The 21,997-nt window shown below is 73.5% G+C and carries 25 protein-coding genes; 9 read left to right on the top strand and 16 right to left on the bottom strand.

What is annotated here, in order from left to right:
• Nucleotides 1-499: 499 nt before the first annotated feature.
• The 6 genes from ACZ6S5_RS25830 to kdd are packed head-to-tail and all read right to left on the bottom strand — an operon-like array spanning nucleotide 500 to nucleotide 7,206.
• Entirely contained in the window at nucleotides 500-1,834 is a 1,335-nt protein-coding gene (locus ACZ6S5_RS25830) for a glutamate mutase L (RefSeq protein ID WP_466004464.1), read from the bottom strand.
• Nucleotides 1,831-2,223 carry a 3-aminobutyryl-CoA ammonia lyase gene (gene kal / locus ACZ6S5_RS25825; protein WP_466004463.1) on the bottom strand — a complete coding sequence of 131 codons (393 nt, stop codon included), beginning with the start codon at nucleotides 2,221-2,223 and terminating at the stop codon, nucleotides 1,831-1,833. The genes ACZ6S5_RS25830 and kal overlap by 4 nt, the downstream gene beginning before the upstream one ends.
• Entirely contained in the window at nucleotides 2,220-2,984 is a 765-nt protein-coding gene (gene kamE / locus ACZ6S5_RS25820; RefSeq protein WP_466004461.1) for a lysine 5,6-aminomutase subunit beta, read from the bottom strand. Before kamE ends, kal begins: the two co-directional genes overlap by 4 nt.
• Nucleotides 2,981-4,543 (bottom strand): lysine 5,6-aminomutase subunit alpha, encoded by a 1,563-nt coding sequence (gene kamD, locus ACZ6S5_RS25815; protein ID WP_466004460.1) that lies wholly within the window; start codon nucleotides 4,541-4,543, stop codon nucleotides 2,981-2,983. Before kamD ends, kamE begins: the two co-directional genes overlap by 4 nt.
• A gap of 25 nt (nucleotides 4,544-4,568) precedes the next feature.
• Complete coding sequence (locus tag ACZ6S5_RS25810) at nucleotides 4,569-6,140, bottom strand: amidohydrolase (RefSeq protein WP_466004458.1); 1,572 nt, start codon at nucleotides 6,138-6,140, stop codon at nucleotides 4,569-4,571.
• Between the two features lie 4 nt (nucleotides 6,141-6,144).
• Nucleotides 6,145-7,206 (bottom strand): L-erythro-3,5-diaminohexanoate dehydrogenase, encoded by a 1,062-nt coding sequence (gene kdd, locus ACZ6S5_RS25805; RefSeq protein ID WP_466004457.1) that lies wholly within the window; start codon nucleotides 7,204-7,206, stop codon nucleotides 6,145-6,147.
• Between the two features lie 143 nt (nucleotides 7,207-7,349).
• Between kdd and ACZ6S5_RS25800 the strand changes: the two genes are divergently transcribed.
• The gene (locus ACZ6S5_RS25800) at nucleotides 7,350-8,756 is read left to right on the top strand and encodes a KamA family radical SAM protein (protein WP_466004455.1); all 1,407 of its coding nucleotides are present in this window, start codon (nucleotides 7,350-7,352) and stop codon (nucleotides 8,754-8,756) included.
• Nucleotides 8,757-8,810: 54 nt separating this feature from the next.
• Here the strand turns inward: ACZ6S5_RS25800 and ACZ6S5_RS25795 are convergent, their stop codons facing one another.
• The 4 genes from ACZ6S5_RS25795 to ACZ6S5_RS25780 all read right to left on the bottom strand — a co-directional run bounded on the left by ACZ6S5_RS25795 (nucleotide 8,811) and on the right by ACZ6S5_RS25780 (nucleotide 10,165).
• Entirely contained in the window at nucleotides 8,811-9,146 is a 336-nt protein-coding gene (locus ACZ6S5_RS25795; RefSeq protein WP_466004453.1) for a YnfA family protein, read from the bottom strand.
• Nucleotides 9,147-9,155: 9 nt separating this feature from the next.
• Complete coding sequence (locus ACZ6S5_RS25790) at nucleotides 9,156-9,563, bottom strand: heavy metal-responsive transcriptional regulator (RefSeq protein WP_466004451.1); 408 nt, start codon at nucleotides 9,561-9,563, stop codon at nucleotides 9,156-9,158.
• Entirely contained in the window at nucleotides 9,560-9,889 is a 330-nt protein-coding gene (locus ACZ6S5_RS25785; RefSeq protein ID WP_466004449.1) for a hypothetical protein, read from the bottom strand. Before ACZ6S5_RS25785 ends, ACZ6S5_RS25790 begins: the two co-directional genes overlap by 4 nt.
• An 81-nt stretch (nucleotides 9,890-9,970) precedes the next feature.
• Nucleotides 9,971-10,165 carry a CsbD family protein gene (locus ACZ6S5_RS25780; RefSeq protein ID WP_466004447.1) on the bottom strand — a complete coding sequence of 65 codons (195 nt, stop codon included), beginning with the start codon at nucleotides 10,163-10,165 and terminating at the stop codon, nucleotides 9,971-9,973.
• 172 nt (nucleotides 10,166-10,337) lie between these two features.
• Between ACZ6S5_RS25780 and ACZ6S5_RS25775 the strand changes: the two genes are divergently transcribed.
• Nucleotides 10,338-10,949, top strand: a complete 612-nt coding sequence (locus tag ACZ6S5_RS25775; RefSeq protein ID WP_466004446.1) for a histidine phosphatase family protein — start codon at nucleotides 10,338-10,340, stop codon at nucleotides 10,947-10,949.
• Here ACZ6S5_RS25775 and ACZ6S5_RS25770 read toward each other — a convergent pair.
• The 5 genes from ACZ6S5_RS25770 to ACZ6S5_RS25750 are packed head-to-tail and all read right to left on the bottom strand — an operon-like array spanning nucleotide 10,879 to nucleotide 14,252.
• On the bottom strand, nucleotides 10,879-11,385 hold the full coding sequence (locus ACZ6S5_RS25770) for an Lrp/AsnC family transcriptional regulator (protein WP_466004444.1): 507 nt from the start codon (nucleotides 11,383-11,385) through the stop codon (nucleotides 10,879-10,881). The genes ACZ6S5_RS25775 and ACZ6S5_RS25770 overlap by 71 nt on opposite strands.
• Nucleotides 11,386-11,439: 54 nt before the next feature.
• Nucleotides 11,440-11,661 (bottom strand): DUF433 domain-containing protein, encoded by a 222-nt coding sequence (locus ACZ6S5_RS25765; RefSeq protein ID WP_466004442.1) that lies wholly within the window; start codon nucleotides 11,659-11,661, stop codon nucleotides 11,440-11,442.
• Nucleotides 11,662-11,670: 9 nt separating this feature from the next.
• A complete protein-coding gene (locus tag ACZ6S5_RS25760) occupies nucleotides 11,671-11,976 on the bottom strand; it encodes a sigma factor (protein ID WP_466004441.1) in 306 nt (101 codons plus the stop codon).
• Nucleotides 11,977-11,997: 21 nt separating this feature from the next.
• Nucleotides 11,998-13,140, bottom strand: coding sequence for an acyl-CoA dehydrogenase family protein (locus tag ACZ6S5_RS25755; RefSeq protein ID WP_466004439.1), 1,143 nt, complete (start codon nucleotides 13,138-13,140; stop codon nucleotides 11,998-12,000).
• Entirely contained in the window at nucleotides 13,137-14,252 is a 1,116-nt protein-coding gene (locus tag ACZ6S5_RS25750; protein WP_466004466.1) for a M24 family metallopeptidase, read from the bottom strand. The genes ACZ6S5_RS25755 and ACZ6S5_RS25750 overlap by 4 nt, the downstream gene beginning before the upstream one ends.
• Before the next feature lie 175 nt (nucleotides 14,253-14,427).
• On the opposite strand from ACZ6S5_RS25750, the gene ACZ6S5_RS25745 reads away from it, so the two are divergent.
• The 4 genes from ACZ6S5_RS25745 to ACZ6S5_RS25730 all read left to right on the top strand — a co-directional run bounded on the left by ACZ6S5_RS25745 (nucleotide 14,428) and on the right by ACZ6S5_RS25730 (nucleotide 17,399).
• Nucleotides 14,428-14,778, top strand: a complete 351-nt coding sequence (locus ACZ6S5_RS25745) for a putative quinol monooxygenase (protein WP_466004438.1) — start codon at nucleotides 14,428-14,430, stop codon at nucleotides 14,776-14,778.
• Nucleotides 14,768-15,364 (top strand): YdeI/OmpD-associated family protein, encoded by a 597-nt coding sequence (locus ACZ6S5_RS25740; protein ID WP_466004436.1) that lies wholly within the window; start codon nucleotides 14,768-14,770, stop codon nucleotides 15,362-15,364. Before ACZ6S5_RS25745 ends, ACZ6S5_RS25740 begins: the two co-directional genes overlap by 11 nt.
• A 232-nt stretch (nucleotides 15,365-15,596) precedes the next feature.
• Nucleotides 15,597-16,964 carry a pyridoxal phosphate-dependent decarboxylase family protein gene (locus ACZ6S5_RS25735; RefSeq protein WP_466004434.1) on the top strand — a complete coding sequence of 456 codons (1,368 nt, stop codon included), beginning with the start codon at nucleotides 15,597-15,599 and terminating at the stop codon, nucleotides 16,962-16,964.
• Between the two features lie 54 nt (nucleotides 16,965-17,018).
• A complete protein-coding gene (locus ACZ6S5_RS25730) occupies nucleotides 17,019-17,399 on the top strand; it encodes a YccF domain-containing protein (protein ID WP_466004432.1) in 381 nt (126 codons plus the stop codon).
• Nucleotides 17,400-17,501: 102 nt separating this feature from the next.
• On the opposite strand, the gene ACZ6S5_RS25725 is transcribed toward ACZ6S5_RS25730, so the two are convergent.
• Nucleotides 17,502-17,897 (bottom strand): histidine phosphatase family protein, encoded by a 396-nt coding sequence (locus tag ACZ6S5_RS25725; RefSeq protein WP_466004431.1) that lies wholly within the window; start codon nucleotides 17,895-17,897, stop codon nucleotides 17,502-17,504.
• A gap of 167 nt (nucleotides 17,898-18,064) precedes the next feature.
• Here ACZ6S5_RS25725 and ACZ6S5_RS25720 point away from each other — a divergent pair, with 167 nt between their 5' ends.
• From ACZ6S5_RS25720 to ACZ6S5_RS25710, 3 genes are all read left to right on the top strand, one after another.
• Nucleotides 18,065-18,838: an FkbM family methyltransferase gene (locus ACZ6S5_RS25720; protein ID WP_466004429.1), complete on the top strand. Its 774-nt coding sequence runs from the start codon at nucleotides 18,065-18,067 to the stop codon at nucleotides 18,836-18,838.
• Nucleotides 18,839-19,131: 293 nt separating this feature from the next.
• Nucleotides 19,132-20,133, top strand: a complete 1,002-nt coding sequence (locus tag ACZ6S5_RS25715; protein ID WP_466004427.1) for a LacI family DNA-binding transcriptional regulator — start codon at nucleotides 19,132-19,134, stop codon at nucleotides 20,131-20,133.
• A gap of 121 nt (nucleotides 20,134-20,254) precedes the next feature.
• Nucleotides 20,255-21,931, top strand: coding sequence for an ABC transporter substrate-binding protein (locus ACZ6S5_RS25710; protein ID WP_466004425.1), 1,677 nt, complete (start codon nucleotides 20,255-20,257; stop codon nucleotides 21,929-21,931).
• The last annotated feature ends 66 nt before the right edge of the window (nucleotides 21,932-21,997 follow it).

Here is a 21,997-nt window from a genome sequence, read left to right as displayed (position 1 = left end):
GTGGGTTCGACCCTGCTCTCTCCGTTCTGTGTGGGGGAAGGGGCGGCCCCCCCCCCGCTAACTTGGAAGCCTTCCCAAACAACGGAAGAGGGGGGGGGGGGCCCCCCTCCCCCCCCCCCCCGATGCTCCCAGGCCCTTCCCGGCCGGTGGGGCGAGGACGAGCGGCGCCGACCTTCGGACCGACCGGACGCGGAGCTGGCTGCCCCCGCCTGGCCGTTGTCTACTGGCCGTGCCTTTCACCCTGCCCGTACACCGGTAACCGCGGCCGGTTCGCGCCGCCCCGCCGACCCCCGCCCGCTGGACCTGGCCGCCGCAACCCCATCGGGTCGCTCGGCCAGCGGACGAAGGGACGAAGCGAACAACAGCCGCTTCCCGTGGTAGGACTCAAAGACGGTACGGCGTGGACCCCCGCCGCTGTCAACCCACCCGGGCCTGTCGTGTGTTGCGCCACGGCGTGTCGCGTCGGCGCGTCTCGATGCGCGCGCGGACGGCGACCGTCTCACCGGTCCAGGTGCTGGCGCAGCAACGCGACGGCGGCCCCCGGATGGTCGGCGGCGAGCAGCCCGGCGGCGGCGAGAACGTAGTCGACGTCGACGACGGGACGGGCGGCGCGCGGCAGCGGCCACCCGCCGGCGTGGTCGGTGAGGACCGCGTCGAGGACGGCCGCCGCGTCGCGCGGGTCGGCGTGGCGCAGCACCCCACCGGAGCCGACGACCAGCTTCACGTCCCGCAGGTCCCGGCCGGCGCGTTCCCCGGTGGCGGCGCCGCGGGCGTGCCGGCGCAGCGCCACCGTCGCGGCGAGCGCCGCGATCCGCCGGTCGGCGGCCCGGTCGGTGTCGTCGGCGGGCAGGAACCCGGGATCGGCGGCCCGGACCGCCGCGGCGGCGGTCAGCGCGTCCTGCTCCCCGGGGGCGAGGAGGCGTTCCTCGGCGGCGGCGCGGACCACGCCGGGGGCGCTCCACCGCATGCCCAGGTCTCCTTCGACGGTGCGGGCCCGCCACAGCGTGCCGGCGACCTCCCGGCCGGGCCCGTCGGCCCGCTCGTCGGGGGTGAGCACGGAGTAGACGTCGGTGGTGGCGCCGCCGACGTCGACGACGGCCAGATCGCCGCCGAGGGCGTCGGCGAGGACCTCCACGCCGGTGAGCACCGCGTCGGGGGTGGCGGCGCGGACCAGCCGCGCGAACCGGCTGCCCCGGGACAGCTTCTTACCGCCGATGACGTGCCGCAGGAACACCTCGCGGATGGCGGCGCGGGCGGGGACGGGGGCGAGCACCCCGATGCGGGGCAGCACGTTGTCGGCGGCGGTGACCGGCACCTTCGCCGCCTGCAGAAGCGCGTACAGGTCGTCGCGGGCGTCGGCGTTGCCGGCCAGCACCACCGGCACCCGCCAGCGGGCCCGGGCCAGCCGGGTGGCGTTGTGGGTGAGCACTTCGGCGTCACCGCCGTCGGTGCCGCCGACCAGCAGCACCACGTCGGGTCGGGCCGCGCGCAGCGCGGTCAGGTCCGCCCCACCGAGCCGCCCGGCGGCCACGTGCACCACGTTCGCCCCGGCGGACAGCCCGACCCGCCGGCCGGCCTGCGCGGTCACCAGCGGCTCGTAGCCGATGACCGCCAGCCGCAGGCCGCCGCCGGCGGACGAGCACACGTACCAGGGCAGGTCGCGCACGTCCAGGCCGGCGGTGGCCGCGCCGACGGCGGCGTCCAGGCCGTGCAGCACGTCCGTGCCGACGGTGGTCGGCGCGGACGCCGCCGCGACCAGCCGGCCGCCGTCGAGGTCGACCACCGCCGCCTTGGTGTACGTCGACCCGACGTCGGCGCAGACGGCGACGTTCACGCCGCTGGCGGTACGACGACCGTGCCGGTGGCGGTGACCGCGACGATCGGCTCGGCGAGGACCTCCGCGGCCGACTCGCTCTTGTCGGGGCGGCCCCGGCACACCACCCGGGCCGCGAAGTCGATGGTGCGGCTGCGGGTGCCGACCCGGGTGACGGTGGCGGTCACCTCGAGCACGTCCCCCGCCTTCATCGGCGCCTTGAACTGCACGTCCGAGTAGGAGGCGAACAGGCCCTCGTCGCCGTCGGTGCGGATGCACACCTCGGTGGCGACGTCCCCGAACAGGCCCAGCGCGTACGCCCCGTCGACCAGGTTGCCCGCGTAGTGGGCGTGGGAGTACGGCACGTACCGCCGGTGCGTCACCGTCAGTCCCAGTCGCGCGTCGCTCATGCTCTCGCCTTCTTGCTCGTGATCAGGGCGTGGACCAGGTAGCTGGCGACCTCGCCGGGGGTGGTGCCGCGACCGAAGATCCGGTCGACGCCCAACTCGTCGGTCATCGTCTCGTCGAAGCGGGGCCCGCCCACGATCAGCAGGGGCCGTTTGCCGGCCGGCATGGCCTCCCGGAACGCCGCCGACATCTCGCGGGTGTTGTGCAGGTGCGCGTCGCGTTGCGTGACGACCTGCGACACGAGCACCGCGTCGGCCTTCTCCTGCCGGGCCGCCTCCACCAGCTCCGGCACGGACACCTGGGCGCCGAGGTTGCTGACCTTCAGCTCCCGGTAGTACTCCAGGCCCTTCTCCCCGGCGATGCCCTTGACGTTGAGGATCGCGTCGATGCCGACGGTGTGCGCGTCGGTGCCGATGCAGGCCCCCACCACGGACAACTTGCGCCGCAGCTTCTGCTTCACCACCGCGTTGACCTCCTTGGCCGACAGCAGCGGGAAGTCCCGTTCCACCACCTGCACCGCCGACAGGTCGACCAGGTGGTTGACCCGGCCGTAGACGACGAAGAAGGTGAACCCGTCGCCCATCTGCTTGGCGTGCACCAGCATCGCCGGGTCGATGCCCATCCGGTTGGCCAGCTGGATCGCCGCGCCCTCGGCCCGCTTGTCGTGCGGCACCGGCAGCGTGAACGACACCTGCACCATGCCGTCACCGGTCGTGTCCCCGTACGGCCGGACGATCTTCTTCTCCGCCGCGGGGGCCGTCACGGGCGGTCTCCTTCCAGGATCTCGGTGGCCGGGTTGTAGTAGTCGGCCTCGTGCTTCGCGACGCCGTCGAGGCCCTTGCCGCGGTCAGCGGGCCGCTTCATGATCCCGAAGGTGCCCTCGGCGATCGCGGTCAGCAGTGACTGGTCACCGATGCGCTCCAGCAGGTCGACCGCCTCACCCAGGACCCGGTTCGCGCGCTGCTGGATGAACCCGCCGGGGGCGGGCACGAAGTCCTCGTGCAGGCCGCCGGCGGCGCCCAGCACGTACCGCACGTTCTGCAGCGCGATGTCCCGGTCGGACAGCCACGGCGTCACCACCGCCTCGGTCATCATGCCGACCAGCAGGATGCCCTGCCCGGTCATGGTGCCGACCAGGTTGAAGAACCCGTCGAGCAGGTTGCCGCGGAACACGTCACCGGTCATGTGCTTGGTCGGCGGCATCCACTTCAACGGCGCGTCGGGGAACAACTCCCGGGCCAGCAGGGCGTGCGCCAGCTCCAGCCGGAACGACTCCGGCAGGTCCGGGTTGATCTCGAACGCGTGCCCCAGCCCCAACTGCCAGTCGGCCAGGCCGGCCTCGTGCGCGAAGTACTCGTTGAGCAGCTGCGACACCGTCACCGTGTGCGCCTCGTCGACCGCGTCCGCGGTGGTGAGGTAGTTGTCCTCACCAGTGTTGATGATGATCCCGGCGCGGGCGTGCACCTGCCGGGAGAACCGCTGGTCGACGAAGGTGCGGATGGGGTTGATGTCGCGGAACAGGATCCCGTACATCGAGTCGTTGAGCATCATGTCCAGCCGTTCCAGGCCGGCCAGGGTGGCCATCTCCGGCATGCACAGGCCCGACGCGTAGTTCGTCAGCCGCACGTACCGGCCCAACTCCTTCGACGACTCGTCCAGCGCCGCCCGCATCAGCCGGAAGTTCTCCTGCGTGGCGTACGTGCCGGCGAACCCCTCCCGGGTGGCGCCCTCGGGCACGTAGTCCAGCAGCGACTGCCCGGTGGACCGGATCACCGCGATGATGTCCGCGCCGGCACGGGCGGCGGCCTGCGCCTGCGGGATGTCCTCGTAGATGTCACCGGTCGCCACGATCAGGTAGATCCACGGCCGCTGCTTCGGGTCCCCGTACCGCTTCACCAGGCGGTCCCGCTCGGCGCGGCGCCGGTCGATCTGCCGGACCCCGGCGGCGACCGCCCGGCCGGCCGCCTTACGCGCGGCGGTGGCCGCCTTCCCGCTGGGCTGGCTGAACCGCACCGACCCGGCGGCGGCCTTCTGCGCCAGCAACGTCACGTCGCTGATCTGCTCCCGCGCGAGCGCGTCGAACACCGGCAGGGCCACCCCGTGCCCCAGGCCCACGTCGGCCACCACCGCGTCGACCAGCCGATTCACCCACGGGATGCCGTCCGGGTCCGCGCCGGTCACCCCGGCCAGCCGCAGCACCGCCCGCTCCACCGACACCGTGGTGTGGCTGCGCGCCAGATCCACCACCGGCTGCCCGGCCCGGCGCGCCAACTCCCGCGCCCGCGCCACCAGCGCCGGATCCAGCCCAAGCTTCCCTGTCACGAACACCCTTCCTCTGGCAGCCCACTCACGCGGACCCTTCCTCATGGATCACGTCACCGCGCAGCACCGTGGCCCGGCACACCGGCAACGGCGTCGGGTCGTCCGCGCCGCGCTCCTCCGGATCCTCGGCCTGCAGCACCGGCAGACCCCGCTCCACCCCGGCCGGGGTGGACCACACCGCGAACGTGGCCGGCGCGCCCAGCGCCAGCACACCCTCGTTGTCCAGGTGCACCGCCCGCCACCCGCCACGGGTGTGCGCGGCGAACGCCGCCCGCACGCTCATCCGCTGCACCGGGTTGTGGTGCGCCGCCGCCGCCCGCACCGACCCCCACGGGTCCAGCGGCGTCACCGGCGAGTCCGACCCGAACGCCAGGGCCACCCCGACCGAGTGCATGGCGCCCATCGGGTTGGACTCCAACGACCGGGACAACCCCAACCGCGACTCGTACATCCGACCCGCGCCACCCCACAGCCGGTCGAACGCCGGCTGCATCGACGCGACGATGCCGTACTCCACGAACCCGGCGATCAGCCGCTTGTTCATGATCTCCGCGTGCTCCACCCGATGCCGGGCCGCCCGCAGCCGGTCCACGCCCAGCTTCTCCGCCGCCAGCGTGAACCCCTCCAGCACCGTGGAGATCGCCGCGTCGCCGATGGCGTGGAAACCGCCCTGCAGGCCGTGCGCCGCGCAGTCCAGCAGATGGTCACGCACCTGCTCGGCGCTGACGTACCCGTGCCCGCAGCCACCCGACTCCCCGTCCAGGTACGCCGCCGACACATGCGCCGTCCGCGACCCCAGCGCCCCGTCGGCGAACAGGTCGCCACCCGCGCCGACCGCCCCCAGGTCCCGGGCCCGCGCCGCGCCCAGCAGCTCACCCCAGTACCCGTACACCTCCGGAACGCCGGACCCGGAGATGGCCAGCAGCCCGGTGAAGTCCTCCTCGTCGGAGATCTCCGGGCCACCGCACTCGTGCACCGCGGCGATCCCCAGCGAGGCCGCGTGCTCCAGCGCCCGCCGCTGCGCCGCGACCCGCTGCGCGCGGGTCACCGACGCGAACGCCGCCGCCCGCACCACGTGATGCGCGTCACGCCGCAGCCAACCCGACGGGTCGTAGCCCGCCGCGGCCGCCGCGTCCGGGCAGGCCGCCAAGAGCGCCGCCGACACCAGCGCCGAATGGATCGACGCCTGCGACAGGTACACCTTCCGGCCCCCGGCCGCCCGGTCCAGCGCGGTCGCGTCCGGCAGCGTCCGGTCCGACCAGGTGGACTCGTCCCACCCGTGTCCGAGCACCACGGCGTCGGCGGGCAGTGTCGCCGCGAACGCCGCCACCGCCTCGCACACCGCACCCGCCGAGTAGGCACCCGACAGATCGAGGCCCGACAGGGCCAACCCGGTGTCCGTGGCGTGCACGTGGGCGTCCACGAACGCCGGCGTCACCAACGCCCCGTCCAACTCCACCACCCGGTCGGCGGCCGGGGGGGGGGGGGGGGCGCCCAACCAGGCGATCCGGCCGTCCCGCACCAGCAACGCCGTGGCGCTCGGATCGGCCGGACAGTGCAGCACTCCGCCGCGGTACAAGGTCGAGGGGTTCGTCATGGTGTCAGTCTGCCGCCAACCTGGCCTCGAACAGACGACGCACCCCCGGCTCGGCGCGCAGCAGGTCCAGCGCCAACTCCGCGTGACCCGGCACGTACCCGTTGCCGACCAGCATCGTCACGTCCGCCGCCAGGCCCTCCGCGCCCAGCGCCGCCGCCGCGAAGCTCGTCGCCATCGAGAAGAAGATCACCGTGCCGCCGTCCTCGGTGGCCAGCACCGCCCCGTGCTCACACCCCGGCACGTCCACGCACACCACCGTCACGTCCGCCGCGACGCCCAGCGCCGTGGTCACCGCCGTGGACAGGCCCACCGGGTCCCGGGCGTCGGCCAACGCCACCACGTCCGCCAGACCGGCCGCTTCGAGCGCGTCCCGCTCCCCCGCCACCGGCACCACCCCGACCGTACGGCCCGCACCCGCCCGCCGCGCCGCGGCGAGGGACAGCGACCCGCTCTTGCCGGCCCCGCCGATCACCGCCACGCTCACCGGCCGCGGGTCACCCTCCCGGCCGCGCCGCGCCACCTGCTCGGCGACCACCCGGGCGGTCAACGCCGGCGCCCCGCACACGTCCAGCACCGCCAGGGACAGCTCCGGATGCAGGTCCGCCGGCAGCACCGCCGCGATCGACCGGGCGAACAGGATCGCGTACCCGTCGCAGGGCACCTGCTCGCTGCGCCCGTCCCACCGGGCCAGCCCGTCGAGGATCATCAGCGGGGTCAACGTCAGCGACACCAGCGTGGCCACCCGGTCACCCGGCGTCAGCCCCAGCGGGGACCGCTTCCCCGCCTCCTCGACCGTGCCGATCAGCATGCCGCCCGAACCGGTCACCGGGTTCTGCATCTTCCCCCGGGTGGAGATGATCTCCAACACCTCGGCGCGGACCTTCTCCCCGTCACCGCCGTGCTTCTCCGACAGCTGCCGGAAGCTCGCCGCGTCCAGATTCAGCCGCTCCACCCGGATCCGCACCTCATTCGCGGCGATCCGCGGGTCCGGATCGAGGCGCCACGCCGCCTGCGGCAGCACCCCCGCCGGTTCCACAACGCGGTGCAGGCCCACCGGTGACGTCACGCCGACCCCCTATGTCCAGCCGCTCGAACCCCTGGCCAGGGCTCGCCTCGCGGGAAAACTTCCGGCAGAATAATTTCTTCACCGGATATTTTCCAGTAGCCTTCGCAACCGCTGATCAACCCGCACCGCAACGAGGAGGGGCCGTGACCCAGACCCAACCGGTGGAGACCATCCCAGCGCCCCGCACCTCGCCGGTCGCGGTCCCCACCGCCGGACAGCCCTACGAATACCGCCGCAGCCCCCTGGTCGAACCCGACTGGACCCGCTTCCCCGGCTGGCGCCACATCACCCGCGAGCAGTGGGAGAACGCCCAGTGGCAGCGGGTCAACTGCGTCAAGAACATCAAGCAGCTGCGCACCGTCCTCGGCGACCTCGTCGACGAGACCTTCTACGCCGACCTCGAAGCCGACCAGAAGAACCTGGCCACCATGTCCATGCTGGTGCCGCCGCAGATGCTCAACACCATGGTGCCGTTCGAGCCCATGACCACCGAGGCGTTCCTCGCCGACCCGGTCCGCCGCTACATGATCCCCGTCGCCTCCGACCGGCGCACCGACTGGCCGTCACACCCCTACGCCACCCGCGACAGCCTCCACGAGCACGACATGTGGGTCGCCGAAGGCCTCACCCACCGCTACCCCACCAAGGTCCTCGCCGAACTGCTCTCCACCTGCCCGCAGTACTGCGGCCACTGCACCCGCATGGACCTGGTCGGCAACTCCACCCCCACCGTCGACAAGCTCAAGCTCACCCTCAAGCCCGTCGACCGCTACGACGCCCACATCGCCTACCTCAAGGGCCACCCGGGCGTCCGTGACGTCGTCGTCTCCGGCGGCGACGTCGCCAACGTGCCGTGGAAGAACCTCGAGTCCTACCTCATGCGGCTGCTCGAGATCGAGACCATCCGCGACATCCGGCTGGCCACCAAGGCCCTCATGGGCCTGCCCCAGCACTGGCTCCAGGCCGACGTCGTCGAGGGCCTGGAGCGGGTCGCCCGCACCGCCGCCCGCCGCGGCGTCAACCTCGCCATCCACACCCACGTCAACCACCGGCAGTCCATCACCCCGCTGGTCGCCAAGGCCGCCCAGACCGCCCTCGACGTCGGCGTCCGCGACGTCCGCAACCAGGGCGTCCTCATGCGCGGCGTCAACGCCACCAGCGCCGACCTGCTCGACCTCTGCTTCGCCCTCCAAGGCGAGGCCGGCATCCTGCCGTACTACTTCTACATGTGCGACATGATCCCCAACGCCGAGCACTGGCGCGTCCCCGTCTGGCACGCCCAGCAACTCCAGCACGACATCATGGGCTACCTGCCCGGCTACGCCACCCCGCGCATCGTCTGCGACGTCCCCTTCGTCGGCAAGCGCTGGGTCCACATGCTCACCGACTACGACCGCGAACGCGGCATCTCCTACTGGACCAAGAACTACCGCACCTCGATCGAGTCCGCCGACCTCGAAGCGCTCAACAAGCGCTACGCCTACTACGACCCGATCGACACCCTGCCCGAGACCGGCCAGGCCTGGTGGGAAACCCACCGCAACGACTGACCGCAGACCCCGAAGGTGCCCCGCGACCCGTAGGTCGCGGGGCACCGGCACATCTCAGGCGCCCCTGGGCGCATACATGATCACCGCGACGCCCAGCAGGCAGATCGCCGCGCCCACCACGTCCCACCGGTCCGGCCGGAAGCCGTCCACCAGCACCCCCCACGCCAGCGACCCGGCCACGAACACACCCCCGTACGCGGCCAGGATCCGCCCGAAATGCGGGTCCGGCTGGAACGTCGCCACGAACCCGTACGCCCCCAACGCCAGCACCCCGGCCGCGACCCACCACAACCCCCGGTGCTCCCGCCAGCCCTGCCAGACCAGCCACGCGCCGCCGATCTCCGCCAACGCGGCCAACACGAACAACACCAGGGAACGCAGCACCGTCACCCCGCGACCCTAACCAGCCCGCAGCCCCTCGAACGGGATCGGGCACCCGTCGGTGGTCGCGCACTCCGCCAGATCCGCGCAACCCGCCGCCACCGCCGCCCGCAACGTCCCCGCCACCCCCTGCAGCTCCGCGATCCGCGCCTCCACCTCGGCCAGCTTCGCCACCGCCCGCGACCGCACGTCCGGCGCGCCCCGCCGCCGCACCGCCAGCAGCTCCGCGACCTCGTCCAGCGTGAACCCCAACCGCTGCGCCGCCTTCACCGCCCGCAGCAGCGTCACCGTCTCCACCGGATAGACCCGGTACCCGCCCGGGCTACGCGCCGGCGCCGCCAGCAACCCCCGCCGCTCGTAGTAGCGCAACGTCTGCGGGTTCACCCCGGCCGCCGCAGCGACCTCCCCGCTGCGCAGCCCCCTCACGACCCGCCACCCGCGGCCCGCGCCGCCAACGCGTCCAGCACCTCGACGTACGCCCCGGGCACCGCCACGTCCACCCGCACCGCACCGGGCGTCGGGGTGACCGCGAACGTGAAGAAGGAGCAGCACCGCGACTCGCGCGCGGTCAGCTCGCGGACCGTCGACTCGGCCTCGGTGGCCAACTCCCAGCGCAGCCGCGTCGGTGACACCCGGCGCTGCCCGCGCAGCGCGGTCCGGAACAGCTCGTCGAACTCGGCCACCCGCAGCGGCCGGTCCACCGTCGGCAGGGTGCACGCCTGCGGCACCCAGCCCTCCTCGTCAGCGCCCATGCCTCGACGGTAAGCCCGTACCCCGGTACCGGATGCAAGCGGCGGCTCCCCGGAGGTTCCGGGGAGCCGCCGCCGTACGGGTCACTTCTCGAAGGCGTCCTTGACGTCGCGACCGGCTTGCCTGACGTCCTGGCCGGCCTGCCGGGCCCGAGCCGTGCTCTGCTCGCTGGCCCCTTCCGCCCGCAACCGTTCGTTGTCGGTGACGTCACCGATCCGCTCCTTGGCGGCGCCGCTCAGCTCCTGAGCCTTGGCCTTCGCCTTGTCCGTGAAGCTCATGGGACTTCCCTCCGCTGCCGCGGTACGCCGGGCCGGACGGCCCGCTCCCCTGTCGCGTCCCCGGCGCGGCCCGGCTGAAACGCGTGCTCTTCGGGTGGCCGGAGCCACCACCGGCAATGCTTCCTAGGACACTAGGTAAACGGCGGGGCCGGGCGACTGGTTAACTGGACGGATGGGAGAAATCCTGCTGATCCGGCACGGCGAGACCGCCTGGAGCGCCAGCCGCCGGCACACCTCGTACACCGACCTGGAGCTCACTCCCGACGGCGAGCGGCAGGCCCGCGCCCTGGCGGCGATGCTGGTCGGTCGCCGCTTCGCCCGGGTGCTGTCCAGCCCCCGGCAGCGCGCGCTGCGCACCGCCCACCTCGCCGGCCTGGCGGTTGACGCCGCCGACCCGGACCTGGCCGAATGGGACTACGGCGAGTACGAGGGCCGCACCACCGCCGACATCCACGAGGACCGGCCGCACTGGAACATCTGGACCGACGGCTGCCCCGGCGGGGAGTCACCGGCGCAGGTCGGCGAACGCCTCGACCGGGTGCTCGCCCGGGTCGCTCCCCTGCTCGACCGGGGCAGCGTCGCCCTGGTCGGGCACGCGCACAGCCTCCGGGTGCTCGGCGCCCGCTGGATCGGGCTGCCACCGTCGGCCGGCGGGCTGCTGCGCCTGGACACCGCCACGGTCAGCGTGCTCGGTCACGAGCACGGCCGGGGGGTCATCCTGCGGTGGAACCAGCCGGCTCCCCCGCCGCCCGGGACCGCCCCCGACCTGGCAGGTCGCCATTGATCCGCGGCGGCCGGTTCTCGTACGGGGTGGACAGCACCACCGTGGTGCGGGTGGTGACATTGGCCGCCGTCCGGATCTCCTGCAGCAGCCGCTCCAGGTCCGCCGGGCCCGCCACCCGCACCAGCAGCAGGTAGAAGTCCTCCCCCGCCACCGAGTAGCAGGAGTCGATCTCGGGCAGGTGGGCCAACCGCTCCGGCGCGTCGTCCGGCTGGGACGGGTCGAACGGCCGGATCGCCACGAACGCGGTCAGCGGCAGGTCCAGCGCCTCGAACGAGACCCGCGCGCCGTACCCCTTGATGACGCCGCGCTGCTCCAGCCGGCGGACCCGCTGGTGCACGGCGGACACCGACAGCCCCACCCGCTCGGCGAGGTCGGTGTACGACAGCCGACCGTCCCCGGTCAGCGCGGCGACGATGGCCCGGTCGATCTCCTCCACGCGGTGCAACCTACCGGAGACGGCGCTCCCGTGCCGCACCCGGCCGACCCGTCGTCACGCCCGGCGGGCCGTCCGGTCGCGGACCGCGTCCGCGGCGTAGTTCAGCACCTCGGCCAGGTCCTCCTCGTCGAGGAACGGCAGGTCGGTGAGGATGTCGGTGACGGACATGCCCTCGGCCATCATCGCCAGCAGGGTGGCCACGGGGATCCGCGACTGCCGCACGCAGGGCGCACCCCCCATGACGTCGGGGTCGACGGTGATCCGCGGGAAGGCCATCGCCACAGGCTAATGCGCACCGGCGAGAATCTCGCCCCGTCGCCGGTGGGCTCGGCAGGTGGGGTGCGGGCGAGCACGGCCGGTCGCGTCCAGGCGCAGCCGGTCCAGGGCCTTGCGCCACGCGACGGTGACCAGCCACCCCGAGGGGTGGCCCGGCACGCCGGTGGCGGCCCAGTGCCGCAGGGCCTCCCCGACGGCGTCCTGAAGGGCGTCCTCGGCCAGGTCCAGGTCGCCCAGGCGGCGGGCCAGCACGCCCAGCATGCTGCCCGCCTCGGCCCGCCAGACCCGGTCGAGCGCCGCCGTCGCCTCGGTCATCGGCCCAGGCTACGGGCGGCCTCAGCCCTTGGCGAGGGCGCGGGAGATGACCAGCCGCTGGATCTGGTTGGTGCCCTCGACGATCTGGAGCACCTTCGCCTCCCGCATGAACCGCTCGACCGGGTGGTCGGCGACGTAGCCGGCGCCGCCGAGCACCTGCACCGCGTCGGTGGTCACCCGCATCGCCATGTCGGTGGCGAACAGCTTCGCCTTCGCCGCCTCGATCGAGTACGGCCGGCCGGCGTCGCGCAGCCGCGCGGCGGAGAGCATCAGCGCACGGGCCGCGGAGATCTGGGTGGCGTGGTCGGCGAGGCTGAAGCCGAGCCCCTGGAAGTCGATGATCGGCCGACCGAACTGCTGGCGCTCCTTGGCGTAGCCGACCGCGTAGTCGAGGGCCGCCTGGGCCAGACCGACCGCGCAGGCGGCGATGCCGAGCCGACCGGAGTCCAGCGCGGACATGGCGATGCTGAAGCCCATCCCCTCCCCGCCGATCAGCCGCTCCGCCGGGACCCGGGCGTCGTCGAAGGCGACCTGGGCGACCGGGGAAGCGTGCAGGCCCATGGTCCGCTCGGCGGCCTGCGGGTGGATGCCCGGGGTGTTGCGGTCGGCGAGCAGGCAGGAGATGCCCTTCGGCCCCGGCTCGCCGGTTCGGCAGAAGATGTTGTAGAAGTCCGCCACCCGGGCGTGGGTGATCCACGCCTTGGTGCCGCTGACCACGTAGTCGTCGCCGTCGCGAACCGCCTTCGTGGTCAGGGCCGCCGCGTCGGAACCACCCTGCGGCTCGGAGAGGCAGTACGCCCCGAGCAGCTCCCCGCCGATCATGTCGGGCAGCAGCTTGCGCTGCTCGCCGGTGCCGTACTCGGCGACCGGGTAGCAGGACAGGGTGTGCACGCTGACCGCCTCGGCGACGGCGAGCCAGCGGCTGGCGAGGATCTCCAGCACCTGCAGGTAGACCTCGTACGGCTGGGCCGCGCCGCCGTGCTCCTCGGCGTACGGCAGGCCGAGCAGGCCGGCCCGGCCCAGGGTGCGCAGCACCTCGCGGGGGAACTCGGCGCGCTCCTCGAAGCCGGCGGCCTTCGGCGCGAGCTCGCGGTCGGCGAGTTCGGTGGCGAGGTCCAGCAGGTCGTGGGCCTCGTCGGTGGGGAGGATCCGGTCGACGTTCATAGCGCGATGAGCTCCGTGGGGGTGGTGTTGAGCCGTTGCCCGCCGTCCGTCGTGCAGACGACGATGTCCTCGATCCGGGCGCCGTGCCGCCCGGCGAGGTAGATCCCGGGTTCGACCGAGAAGGCCATGCCGGCCTCGAGGGGCCGGTGGTTGCCGGCCACCACGTACGGGTCCTCGTGGGTGTCGAGGCCGATGCCGTGGCCGGTGCGGTGCAGGAAGGCGTCGCTGTAGCCGGCGGCGCTGATCACGTCGCGGGCGGCCGCGTCGACCGCCTCGGCGGTGACACCGGGACGGACCGCGGCCACCGCCGCGCGCTGCGCCTCGTACAGCACACCGTAGTAGTCGGTGAAGCCGTCCGGTGCAGGGCCGCCGACCAGGTAGGTGCGGGTGCAGTCGGAGCGGTAGCCGGTCGGCATGGTGCCGCCGATGTCGACCACCACCGGCTCGCCGGCGCGGATCGGGCGGTCGGAGGTGCCGTGGTGCGGGCTGGCGCCGTTGGGCCCGGCGGCGACGATGACGAAGTCGACGCTCACGTGGCCGGCCGCCCGGATGGCCGCCGCGATGTCGGCGGCCACCTCGACCTCGGTCCGGCCGGGGCGCAGCCACTCCCCCATCCGGGCGTGCACCGCGTCGATCGCCGTCCCCGCCTCGGCGAGGGCGGCCACCTCCGCGGGGGACTTGCGGATCCGCAGCTCGCGCAGCACCTCGGAGGCGAGGCGCTGGGCGGCGGCGGGCAGCGCCTCGCGCAGGGCGAGGACCTGCTCGGCCCACATCCGGTCGGCCAGCCCGACGGCCGTGACCGGGCCGGGCAGGGCCGCGCGGACCAGCGGGTACGGGTCGGTGCCGTCGGGATGGTCGACGATCCGGACGCCGGTGGTCGGGGCGGCCTCCGCGCCGGGGCGTTCCAGGGTCGGCACGATCAGGGTGGGCTCGCCCTCGGCGGGCAGCACCAGGCAGGTCAGCCGCTCCCCCTCGTGGGCGTCGTAACCGGTCAGGTAGCGCAGGTCGGAGCCGGGGGTGAGCAGCAACGCGTCGAGGCCGGCCGCGGCGGTGGCGCGTTGCGCGGCGGCCAGCCGCTCGGCCGGGTACAGCTCGTCGGATCCCACCCTCAGAGCTTAACGGTCGTTTGGGCATCGGTGGGAGCCGGTCACCCGACCGCATTCGCGCCGTCGGGGCCGCCGGACGGTGCCGCGCAGGGCGGGCGGCGCGAACGGGGAGACGGACTGCGTCCCGCGCCGACCACGCCGTACGCTCGGTGCCGACGCGCCCGGCGGCGGAGGGAGCAGCATGGACACGGCAGGGCGGATCGGACGGCTGATGAGCATGCGCGCGCAGCCGGGGCGGGGCGCCGAGCTGGCCGACACGCTGCTGCGGGTGGCCGAGGGCCTGCGCGGGTTCCCCGGCTGCGAGCTGTACGTGATCAGCCGGGACCAGGTCGACCCGGACACCGTCCGGGTGACCGAGGTGTGGTCCGACGAGGAGGCGGTGCAGGCGGCGCTGGCCGCGGCTCCCGCCGCCGACGGCTCCGCCCCGAGCATCGCCGACGTGCTGGGGATGCTGACCGGGCCGCCCGAGCGGCTGGACGTCAAGCCCCTGGGCGGGATCGGCCTGCCGGACGGCCCGGCCGATGCCGGCTGAGCCGCCCGAACTCGTCGTCCCCGACGCGGCCGCCTGGCGGGCGTGGCTCGACGCCCACCACGCCGACCCGACCGGGGTGTGGCTGGTGCTGGCGAAGCGGGGCACCACCGAACCCACCCGGCTGGGGTACGACGAGGCCCTCGAAGAGGCGCTCTGCCACGGCTGGATCGACGGCCAGGTCCGGCGCCGCGACGACGGCACCTACCGGCAACGGTTCACCCCGCGCCGGGCGCGCAGCCCCTGGTCGGCGCGGAACGTGGCCCTGGTCGCGCGGCTGACTGCCGACGCCCGGATGCACCCGGCCGGCCTCGCCGAGGTGGAACGGGCCCGGACCGACGGCCGCTGGGACGCCGCGTACGCCGGGCAGGCCGCCGCGGAAGCGCCGCCGGACCTGCTGGCCGCGCTGGCCGCCGAGCCGCGGGCCCGGCGGATGTTCGACATCCTCACCGCGCAGAACCGCTACTCGGTGGTCTACCGGGTCACCAGCGCCAAGCGGGCCGACACCCGCAGCCGGCGGATCGCCCAGTTCGTCGAGATGCTGGCGCGCGGCGAGACGCCCCACCCGCAGCGGCGGACCCTCGACTGAGCCTCGGCCAGCGCACAGGTGGTGGTGGCGTACCGGGGGCCCGGGCCGGGCGCCGTCAGGCGGTGGCGGCCGCGGCGCGCAGGTCCTCCTCGGAGGCGCCGCGCCGCCAGTAGCCGGCCGCCCCGCCCGTCCGGCCCGCATCGGGACCTGACGACAACGGCCACGACCGGACCCGGCGCACGCCGTCGTGCGGGGTGCGTCGCGAATGGTCGCTGCGGGATAGGGTGCGCCGGTGGAGGAACTGAGCCGCCTGTTCCGCTCGGCCGCCGACCACGCGGCCGACTACCGGCGGTCGTTGCCGGACCGGCCGGTCGGGGTGCCGCTCGACCGGGCGGCGTTGGCCGACGCGTTCTCCGGCCCGTTGCCCGCCGCCTCCTGCCCACCGGAACAGGTGCTGGCGGAGCTGCTCACCGCGGCCGAGCCGGGCCTCGTCGCCAGCGCCGGCCCGCGATACTTCGGGTTCGTGGTGGGCGGCGCGCTGCCGGCGGCCACCGCGGCCGACATCCTCGCCGCCGGTTGGGATCAGCTCGCGTTCAACGCCGTCACCTCACCGGCGGCCATCGCCGCCGAGGCCGCCGCCGGCACCTGGCTGAAGGACCTGCTGGGGATCCCGGCGTCGGCATCGGTCGGGTTCGTCACCGGCGCGCAGGCGGCCAACACCGCCGGGCTCGCCGCCGCCCGGCACCAGGTGCTGGCGGACGCGGGTTGGGACGTCGAACGGCGGGGGCTGCTCGGGGCCCCGCCGGTCCGGGTGATCGCCGGCGACGAGCGGCACGCCACCATCGACCGGTCGCTGCGCCTGCTCGGCCTGGGCACGGACGTGGTGGAGCCGGTGCCCGCCGGGCCGAACGGCGCCCTCGACCTCGGCTCGCTGCGGGAGGTGCTGCGCGCCGGCTCTCCGGGCCCCACCATCGTGTGCCTGCAGGCCGGCAATGTGAACACCGGCGCGTGCGACCAGCTCCGGGAGGCGTGCGCACTGGTCCACCGGCACGGCGGGTGGGTGCATGTGGACGGAGCGTTCGGGCTGTGGGCCGCGGCGAGCCCCACCACGCGGCACCTGGTCGACGGGCTGGAACTGGCGGACTCGTGGGCCTGCGACGGCCACAAGTGGCTGAACCTGCCGTACGACTCGGCCTTCGCGTTCTGCGCCCGGCCCGACGTGCATGCGGCGGCGATGTCCTACACCGCCACGTACCTGGTCGGCTCTGGCGGCACACCGGCCGGGGCGGACCTCACCGCCGAGTCCTCGCGCCGGGCACGCGGGTTCGCCGTCTGGGCCGGACTGCGGGAACTGGGCCGCGACGGGGTCGCCACACTGGTCGACCGCTGCTGCGCACTGGCCCGCCGGTTCGCCGACGGCCTGACCGCGGCCGGGTTCGAGGTGGCCAACGAGGTGGTGCTCAACCAGGTACTGGTCGGCTTCGGCGACGACGCCCGCACCGACCGGGTGGTGGCGGCCGTGCAGGCGGACGGCACCTGCTGGGCGGGCGGTACGACCTGGCGGGGACGGCGGCTGATGCGCATCTCGGTGTCGAACGCCACCACCACCGAGGCGGACGTGGACCGCTCGGTCGCCGCGATCACCCGCCTCGCCGGCTGACGCCGTCCACGCCGCACCCGCCGCACCATTGCCCGCGCCGGTCACCATGGAGCCGTGCTCCGCTTCGTACTCAACGTGCTCTGGCTGGTCTTCGGCGGCGGGCTCGTCCTCGCCCTCGGCTACGGCATCGCCGCGCTGATCTGCTTCGCCCTGGTCGTCACCATCCCGTTCGGCGTCGCCTCGCTGCGGCTCGCCTCGTACGCGCTCTGGCCCTTGGGCCGGACCCTGGTCGCCAAGCCCGGGGCCGGGGTGGCCGCCGGCGCGGCGAACGTCCTGTGGGTGCTGCTGGCCGGCTGGTGGCTGGCGCTGTCCCACATCGTCGCCGGCGTCGGCCTCTGCCTCACCGTCATCGGCATCCCGTTCGGGGTGGCGAACTTCAAACTGGTGCCGGCGGCGCTCTGGCCGCTGGGCCAGGAGGTCGTCGAGGCGCCCTGACCGGTCAGCGGTAGCTGCGCGACGATCCCAGGTGTGCGTGCTCGTTGAACGAGAGCAGGTGCAGCCCGCCGGCCCCGGCCAGCACCGTGGTCACCGAGGCGTTCACCATGCCGCCACCGCGCCGTCGGCGAAGGCGGCCCAGCCGCCGTCGTCACCGTCGATCCACCGGCTCAGCGCCCGGTCCAGGTACGCCTGGAAGGCCCGGCCGTCCACCGTGGTCGCCGCGTCCTCGGAGGCGTACCGGGCGAGCAGATCCCGGTGGTCGTACTCGTTCCAGCGGGCGTCCTCGACCATCGGCCCGACGCCGGGGAGGCCGAGCAGCGCGGCGGTCTCCCGCTGCCGGCGCAGCGTGCCGGAAACCAGCAGCGGCGTACGGGCCCGGTCGGCCAACTCGCGGCCGGTACGCCGGGCCTGCTCGCGGCCCAGGTCGCTGAGGGCGTCGTAGTCGGCGGCGCCGAACGAGGCCTGCCCGTGCCGGACCAGGTGGATCAGCGCCACGCCCCGCCCTTTCCCGTCGGTGTTCCGCCCCGGCGAAATGTACGCGCCACCCGGGTCCCGGTCACCACCCGTAAGGCGTCCTAGGAGGCTGGGTACCCAGCCTCGAGATGCCACCGGCTGACGCGAATCGGCCTCGCGTCGGCTCGGACGGGACTACGGTCGGAGCAGTGGTCGATCACCTCACCGCGATCGAGGCACTCAAGGCCGACCCGGCGCTGTCCGGGCTGCGCCCCTCCCTCGAGGCGTACTACGGCGATCCGGTCCGGGAGGCCGCGATGGACGCCTTCTACGCCCGCTTCGTCCACCCCGGCGACCTGGTCTTCGACCTCGGCGCACACGTCGGCGACCGGCTCGGCAGCTTCCGCCGCCTCGGCGCCCGCGTGGTGGCCGTCGAGCCGCAGCCGCTCTGCGTCCGCGCGCTGCGGGCGCTCTACACCGACGACCCGGGGGTGACCGTGGTGGCGGCCGCCTGCGGCGCCCGCCCGGATCCGGTGCGGTTGCACATCAACTCGGCCAATCCCACCATCTCCACCGCCTCCCCCCAGTTCATCGCGGCGGCCGCCGGGGCCGACGGGTGGGCGCACGAGATCTGGGACGTCGCGGTGGAGGTGGCCGGCACCACCCTGGACAGGCTCATCGCCGCGCACGGCGTACCGGCCTTCGTCAAGATCGACGTGGAGGGCTTCGAGGAGGCGGTGCTGGCCGGCCTGACCCGTCCGCTGCCGGCGCTGTCGTTCGAGTTCACCACCATCGCCCGGGGGCCGGCCCAGCGCTGCCTGGACCGGCTCACCGGGCTCGGCTTCACCCGGTTCAACGTCGCGCTCGGCGACGAGATGGCCCTCGCCCTGCCCCGCTGGCGCACCGCGCGGGAGATCGCCGCCCACCTGAACGGCCTCCCGCACGCGGCCAACTCGGGCGACGTGTACGCCGTCCTGCGGTGAGTTGCCGCATCGCGGGGTCACCCGGCACACGGAGGGCCCGCCCTGCGGCAGCCGGAGTGGATCACCTGCCGGTCGGATCAGCGCGGTGTGCGCCGGGCATCGACGCAGCTCAGCGCCCCCGGCCGGGCGAGGACGGACGGCCGCCAGCTCCGGCACTTTTTTAAGGTTTTGAACTTAGGCATGTTTCGTTACCGGCCTGTTATTGACGTGACCGGCGCCACTTCGGTTGACTGCGACGGAACCGCTTCCGCAACCGGTTCCGAACCACCACCCCTGCGACCCGGGAGGGTCCCGTGCCGATCACCATCGCCGACGTCGCCACCCGCGCGGGGGTGAGCAAGACGACCGTCTCGCGGGTACTCAACGGCAAGGGCGAGGTGCACATCCGCACCGCCGACCGGGTCCGGGCGGTGATCAGCGACCTGGGGTACGTGCCCAGCGCCCGCGCGGTCGGCCTGGCCCGCGGCCGCACCCGGGTGGTCGGCATGCTGGTGCCCGCGCTGACCTGGCCGTGGATGGGCGAGGTGCTCCAGGGCGCGGCCGACGTGGTCGAGTCGGAGGGGTACGGGCTCCTGCTGTTCACCTGCACCCGGGGCGACGAGTCGATGCGCCGGTTCGCCTCCCAGGTCTCCGCGAAGTCCTTCGACGGCCTGCTCGTCGTCGAGCCGGAGGGCACCCTCGACTACATCACCGAGCTGCACGAACGCGGCCTGCCGGTGATCCTCATCGACGACCGCGGCCACCAGCCGGGCTTTCCGTCGGTGCGGACCACCAACACCGACGGCGCCCGGGCCGCCGCGGCCCACCTGCTGGCCCTGGGCCGGCGCCGGCCCCTCGTGGTGACCGGGCTGCGCCGCTTCGGCTGCACCCGGGAGCGGCTCGCCGGCTTCGCGGACGGCTACGCCGACGCCGGCCTGCCGATCGACCCCGCCCTCGTCGTGGAGGGTGACTTCACCTTCGAGTGCGGCCGGGCGGCGGTGGAGCGCCTCCTGGCCGACGGCGTGCCGTTCGACGCGGTGTTCGCCCACAACGACCTCTCCGCCGCCGGCGCGCTCCAGGCGCTGCGCGACGCCGGCCGGCGCGTCCCGCAGGACGTGGCCGTCGTCGGCTTCGACGACCTGCCCCTGGCGGGGCACACCCACCCGCCGCTGAGCTCGGTACGCCAGCCGTTGCGGGAGATGGGGGCGGTCGCCGCCCGTACCCTCATCGCCCACCTCGCCGGCACGCCGCTGCGCGACACCCCGACTGTCATCCCCACCAGCTTCACCGTCCGCGCCTCGACCGGCACCACCTGACCGCTCCACCGCCGAACCCACCACCCACACCGACGGGCGCCCGCCCGCCGGTGGCACCACCGCACACCCTCCATCCACCACATCCCGCCTGAGGTACGCGGGAGCACCGAGGGAGACCTCCATGAGAAGAAGGCAGTTCCTCGCCGTCGCGCTGGCCGGCGCGCTGGCCACCGGCGTCGCGGCGTGCGGCGACAGCCCGAACGCCAACAAGAAGAACGGCCAGGCGGCCACCGTGCTCAACGTCGGCATGCCGAACGGACCGCAGGCCGAGAACAACAACCCGTTCCTCACCACGTCCGCCGCCGCCTCGCTGGGCTACCGCTGGCAGATCTTCGAGCCGCTGATGATGTGGAACCCGGTCAAGCCGGCCGAGCCGTTCAAGCCGTGGCTGGCCACCAAGGCCGAGTGGTCGGCGGACTACACCTCGGTCAAGGTCACCATCCGCGACAACGCCACCTGGTCGGACGGCCAGAAGGTCACGGCCGAGGACGTCGCGTTCACCTACAACCTGGTCAAGAAGTACCCGGCCCTCAACGACCAGGGCGTTCCCTACACCGACGCGACCGCGAGCGGCAACGAGGTCACGATCAAGATGTCCAGCCCGCAGTTCGTCAACCAGCAGAAGGTGCTGTGGCGGGTGCCGATCGTGCCCAAGCACGTCTGGGAGAAGATCAGCGACCCGACCACCGACCCGGTCAAGCAGCCGATCGGCAGCGGGCCGTACACGCTGAAGTCGTTCACCCCGGCCACCACGACCCTGACCGTGCGCGACAGCGGCTACTGGCAGGACCTGCCGAAGGTCAAGGAACTGCGCTACACGTCGTACACCGACAACAGCGCGCAGACCACCGCCCTCGCCAACGGCGAGTCGGAGTGGAGCTTCGTCTTCATCCCCAACTACCAGGCGGTCTTCGTCGCCAAGGACCAGGCCCACCACAAGGTGTGGGCACCGCCGGTGCTCGGCATCCACGGCCTCTACCTCAACACCACGAAGAAGCCGTTCGACGACCCGACGCTGCGCCGCGCGATGAACATGGTCATCGACCGCGAGGACATCTTCACCACGGCCGAGGCCGGATACTTCCACCCGCTGGTGAAGAGCGTGACCGGTCTGCCCAGCCCGGCCGGTGACGCGTTCGTGGCGCCCGAGTTCAAGGGCCAGGAGCAGAAGGTCGACGTCGAGGGCGCCAAGGCGCTGCTCACCGGCGCCGGCTACAAGCTCGACGGCAACACCCTCAAGGACAAGGCGGGCAAGGCCGTCACCATCAAGCTGACCGACCCGGCCGGCTGGTCGGACTACCAGACCAGCCTCGAGATCGTGAAGGACGGTCTGTCGAAGATCGGCATCGCCGCGACCGTCGACAAGGCCAACCAGGACGCCTGGTTCCGCAACGTCGAGCAGGGCAACTTCGAGGCGACCTTCCGGTGGACCGAGGGCGGCGCCACGCCGTACGACATCTACCGGACGGTGATGGACGGCCGGCAGCTCAAGCCGATCGGCACCGCCTCCCCCGCCGGCAACTTCGGCCGCTTCAACAGCAAGGAGGCGACCGACGCCCTGGTCGCCTACGCGAACGCGACCGACGACGCCACCCGTACCACCGCGATGAACACGCTGCAGAAGGTCTTCGTCGACCAGATGCCGATGATCCCGGTCGGCGCGGACAACATCGGTGGCGCGTACAGCACCAAGAACTGGACCGGCTGGCCCGACGACTCGAACCCGTACGGCGCCCTGCAGCCCACCCAGCCGAACGCGCTGGACGTGGTCCTGCACCTCAAGCCCGCCAACGGCTGACACCCGGCACCGCCTCCCCGGCCGCGGTCGGCCGGGGAGGCGGTGGCCACCTCCATCACATGGCAA

This window comes from Micromonospora sp. NPDC051924 (genome assembly GCF_055586005.1).
Note: the sequence above shows the minus strand (reverse complement) of the source record. Positions and strands in the feature narration are given on the sequence as shown.

What these genes read in the sequence shown, in the direction of transcription:
- ACZ6S5_RS25755 (WP_466004439.1), bottom strand. Translation starts at nt 13,140, where the DNA reads ATGAACGTCGACCGGATCCTCCCCACCGACGAGGCCCACGACCTGCTG.
- ACZ6S5_RS25710 (WP_466004425.1), top strand. Translation starts at nt 20,255, where the DNA reads ATGAGAAGAAGGCAGTTCCTCGCCGTCGCGCTGGCCGGCGCGCTGGCC.
- ACZ6S5_RS25810 (WP_466004458.1), bottom strand. Translation starts at nt 6,140, where the DNA reads ATGACGAACCCCTCGACCTTGTACCGCGGCGGAGTGCTGCACTGTCCG.
- ACZ6S5_RS25745 (WP_466004438.1), top strand. Translation starts at nt 14,428, where the DNA reads ATGGACACGGCAGGGCGGATCGGACGGCTGATGAGCATGCGCGCGCAG.
- kal (WP_466004463.1), bottom strand. Translation starts at nt 2,223, where the DNA reads ATGAGCGACGCGCGACTGGGACTGACGGTGACGCACCGGCGGTACGTG.
- ACZ6S5_RS25775 (WP_466004446.1), top strand. Translation starts at nt 10,338, where the DNA reads ATGGGAGAAATCCTGCTGATCCGGCACGGCGAGACCGCCTGGAGCGCC.
- ACZ6S5_RS25760 (WP_466004441.1), bottom strand. Translation starts at nt 11,976, where the DNA reads ATGACCGAGGCGACGGCGGCGCTCGACCGGGTCTGGCGGGCCGAGGCG.
- ACZ6S5_RS25740 (WP_466004436.1), top strand. Translation starts at nt 14,768, where the DNA reads ATGCCGGCTGAGCCGCCCGAACTCGTCGTCCCCGACGCGGCCGCCTGG.
- ACZ6S5_RS25780 (WP_466004447.1), bottom strand. Translation starts at nt 10,165, where the DNA reads ATGAGCTTCACGGACAAGGCGAAGGCCAAGGCTCAGGAGCTGAGCGGC.
- ACZ6S5_RS25765 (WP_466004442.1), bottom strand. Translation starts at nt 11,661, where the DNA reads ATGGCCTTCCCGCGGATCACCGTCGACCCCGACGTCATGGGGGGTGCG.
- ACZ6S5_RS25785 (WP_466004449.1), bottom strand. Translation starts at nt 9,889, where the DNA reads ATGGGCGCTGACGAGGAGGGCTGGGTGCCGCAGGCGTGCACCCTGCCG.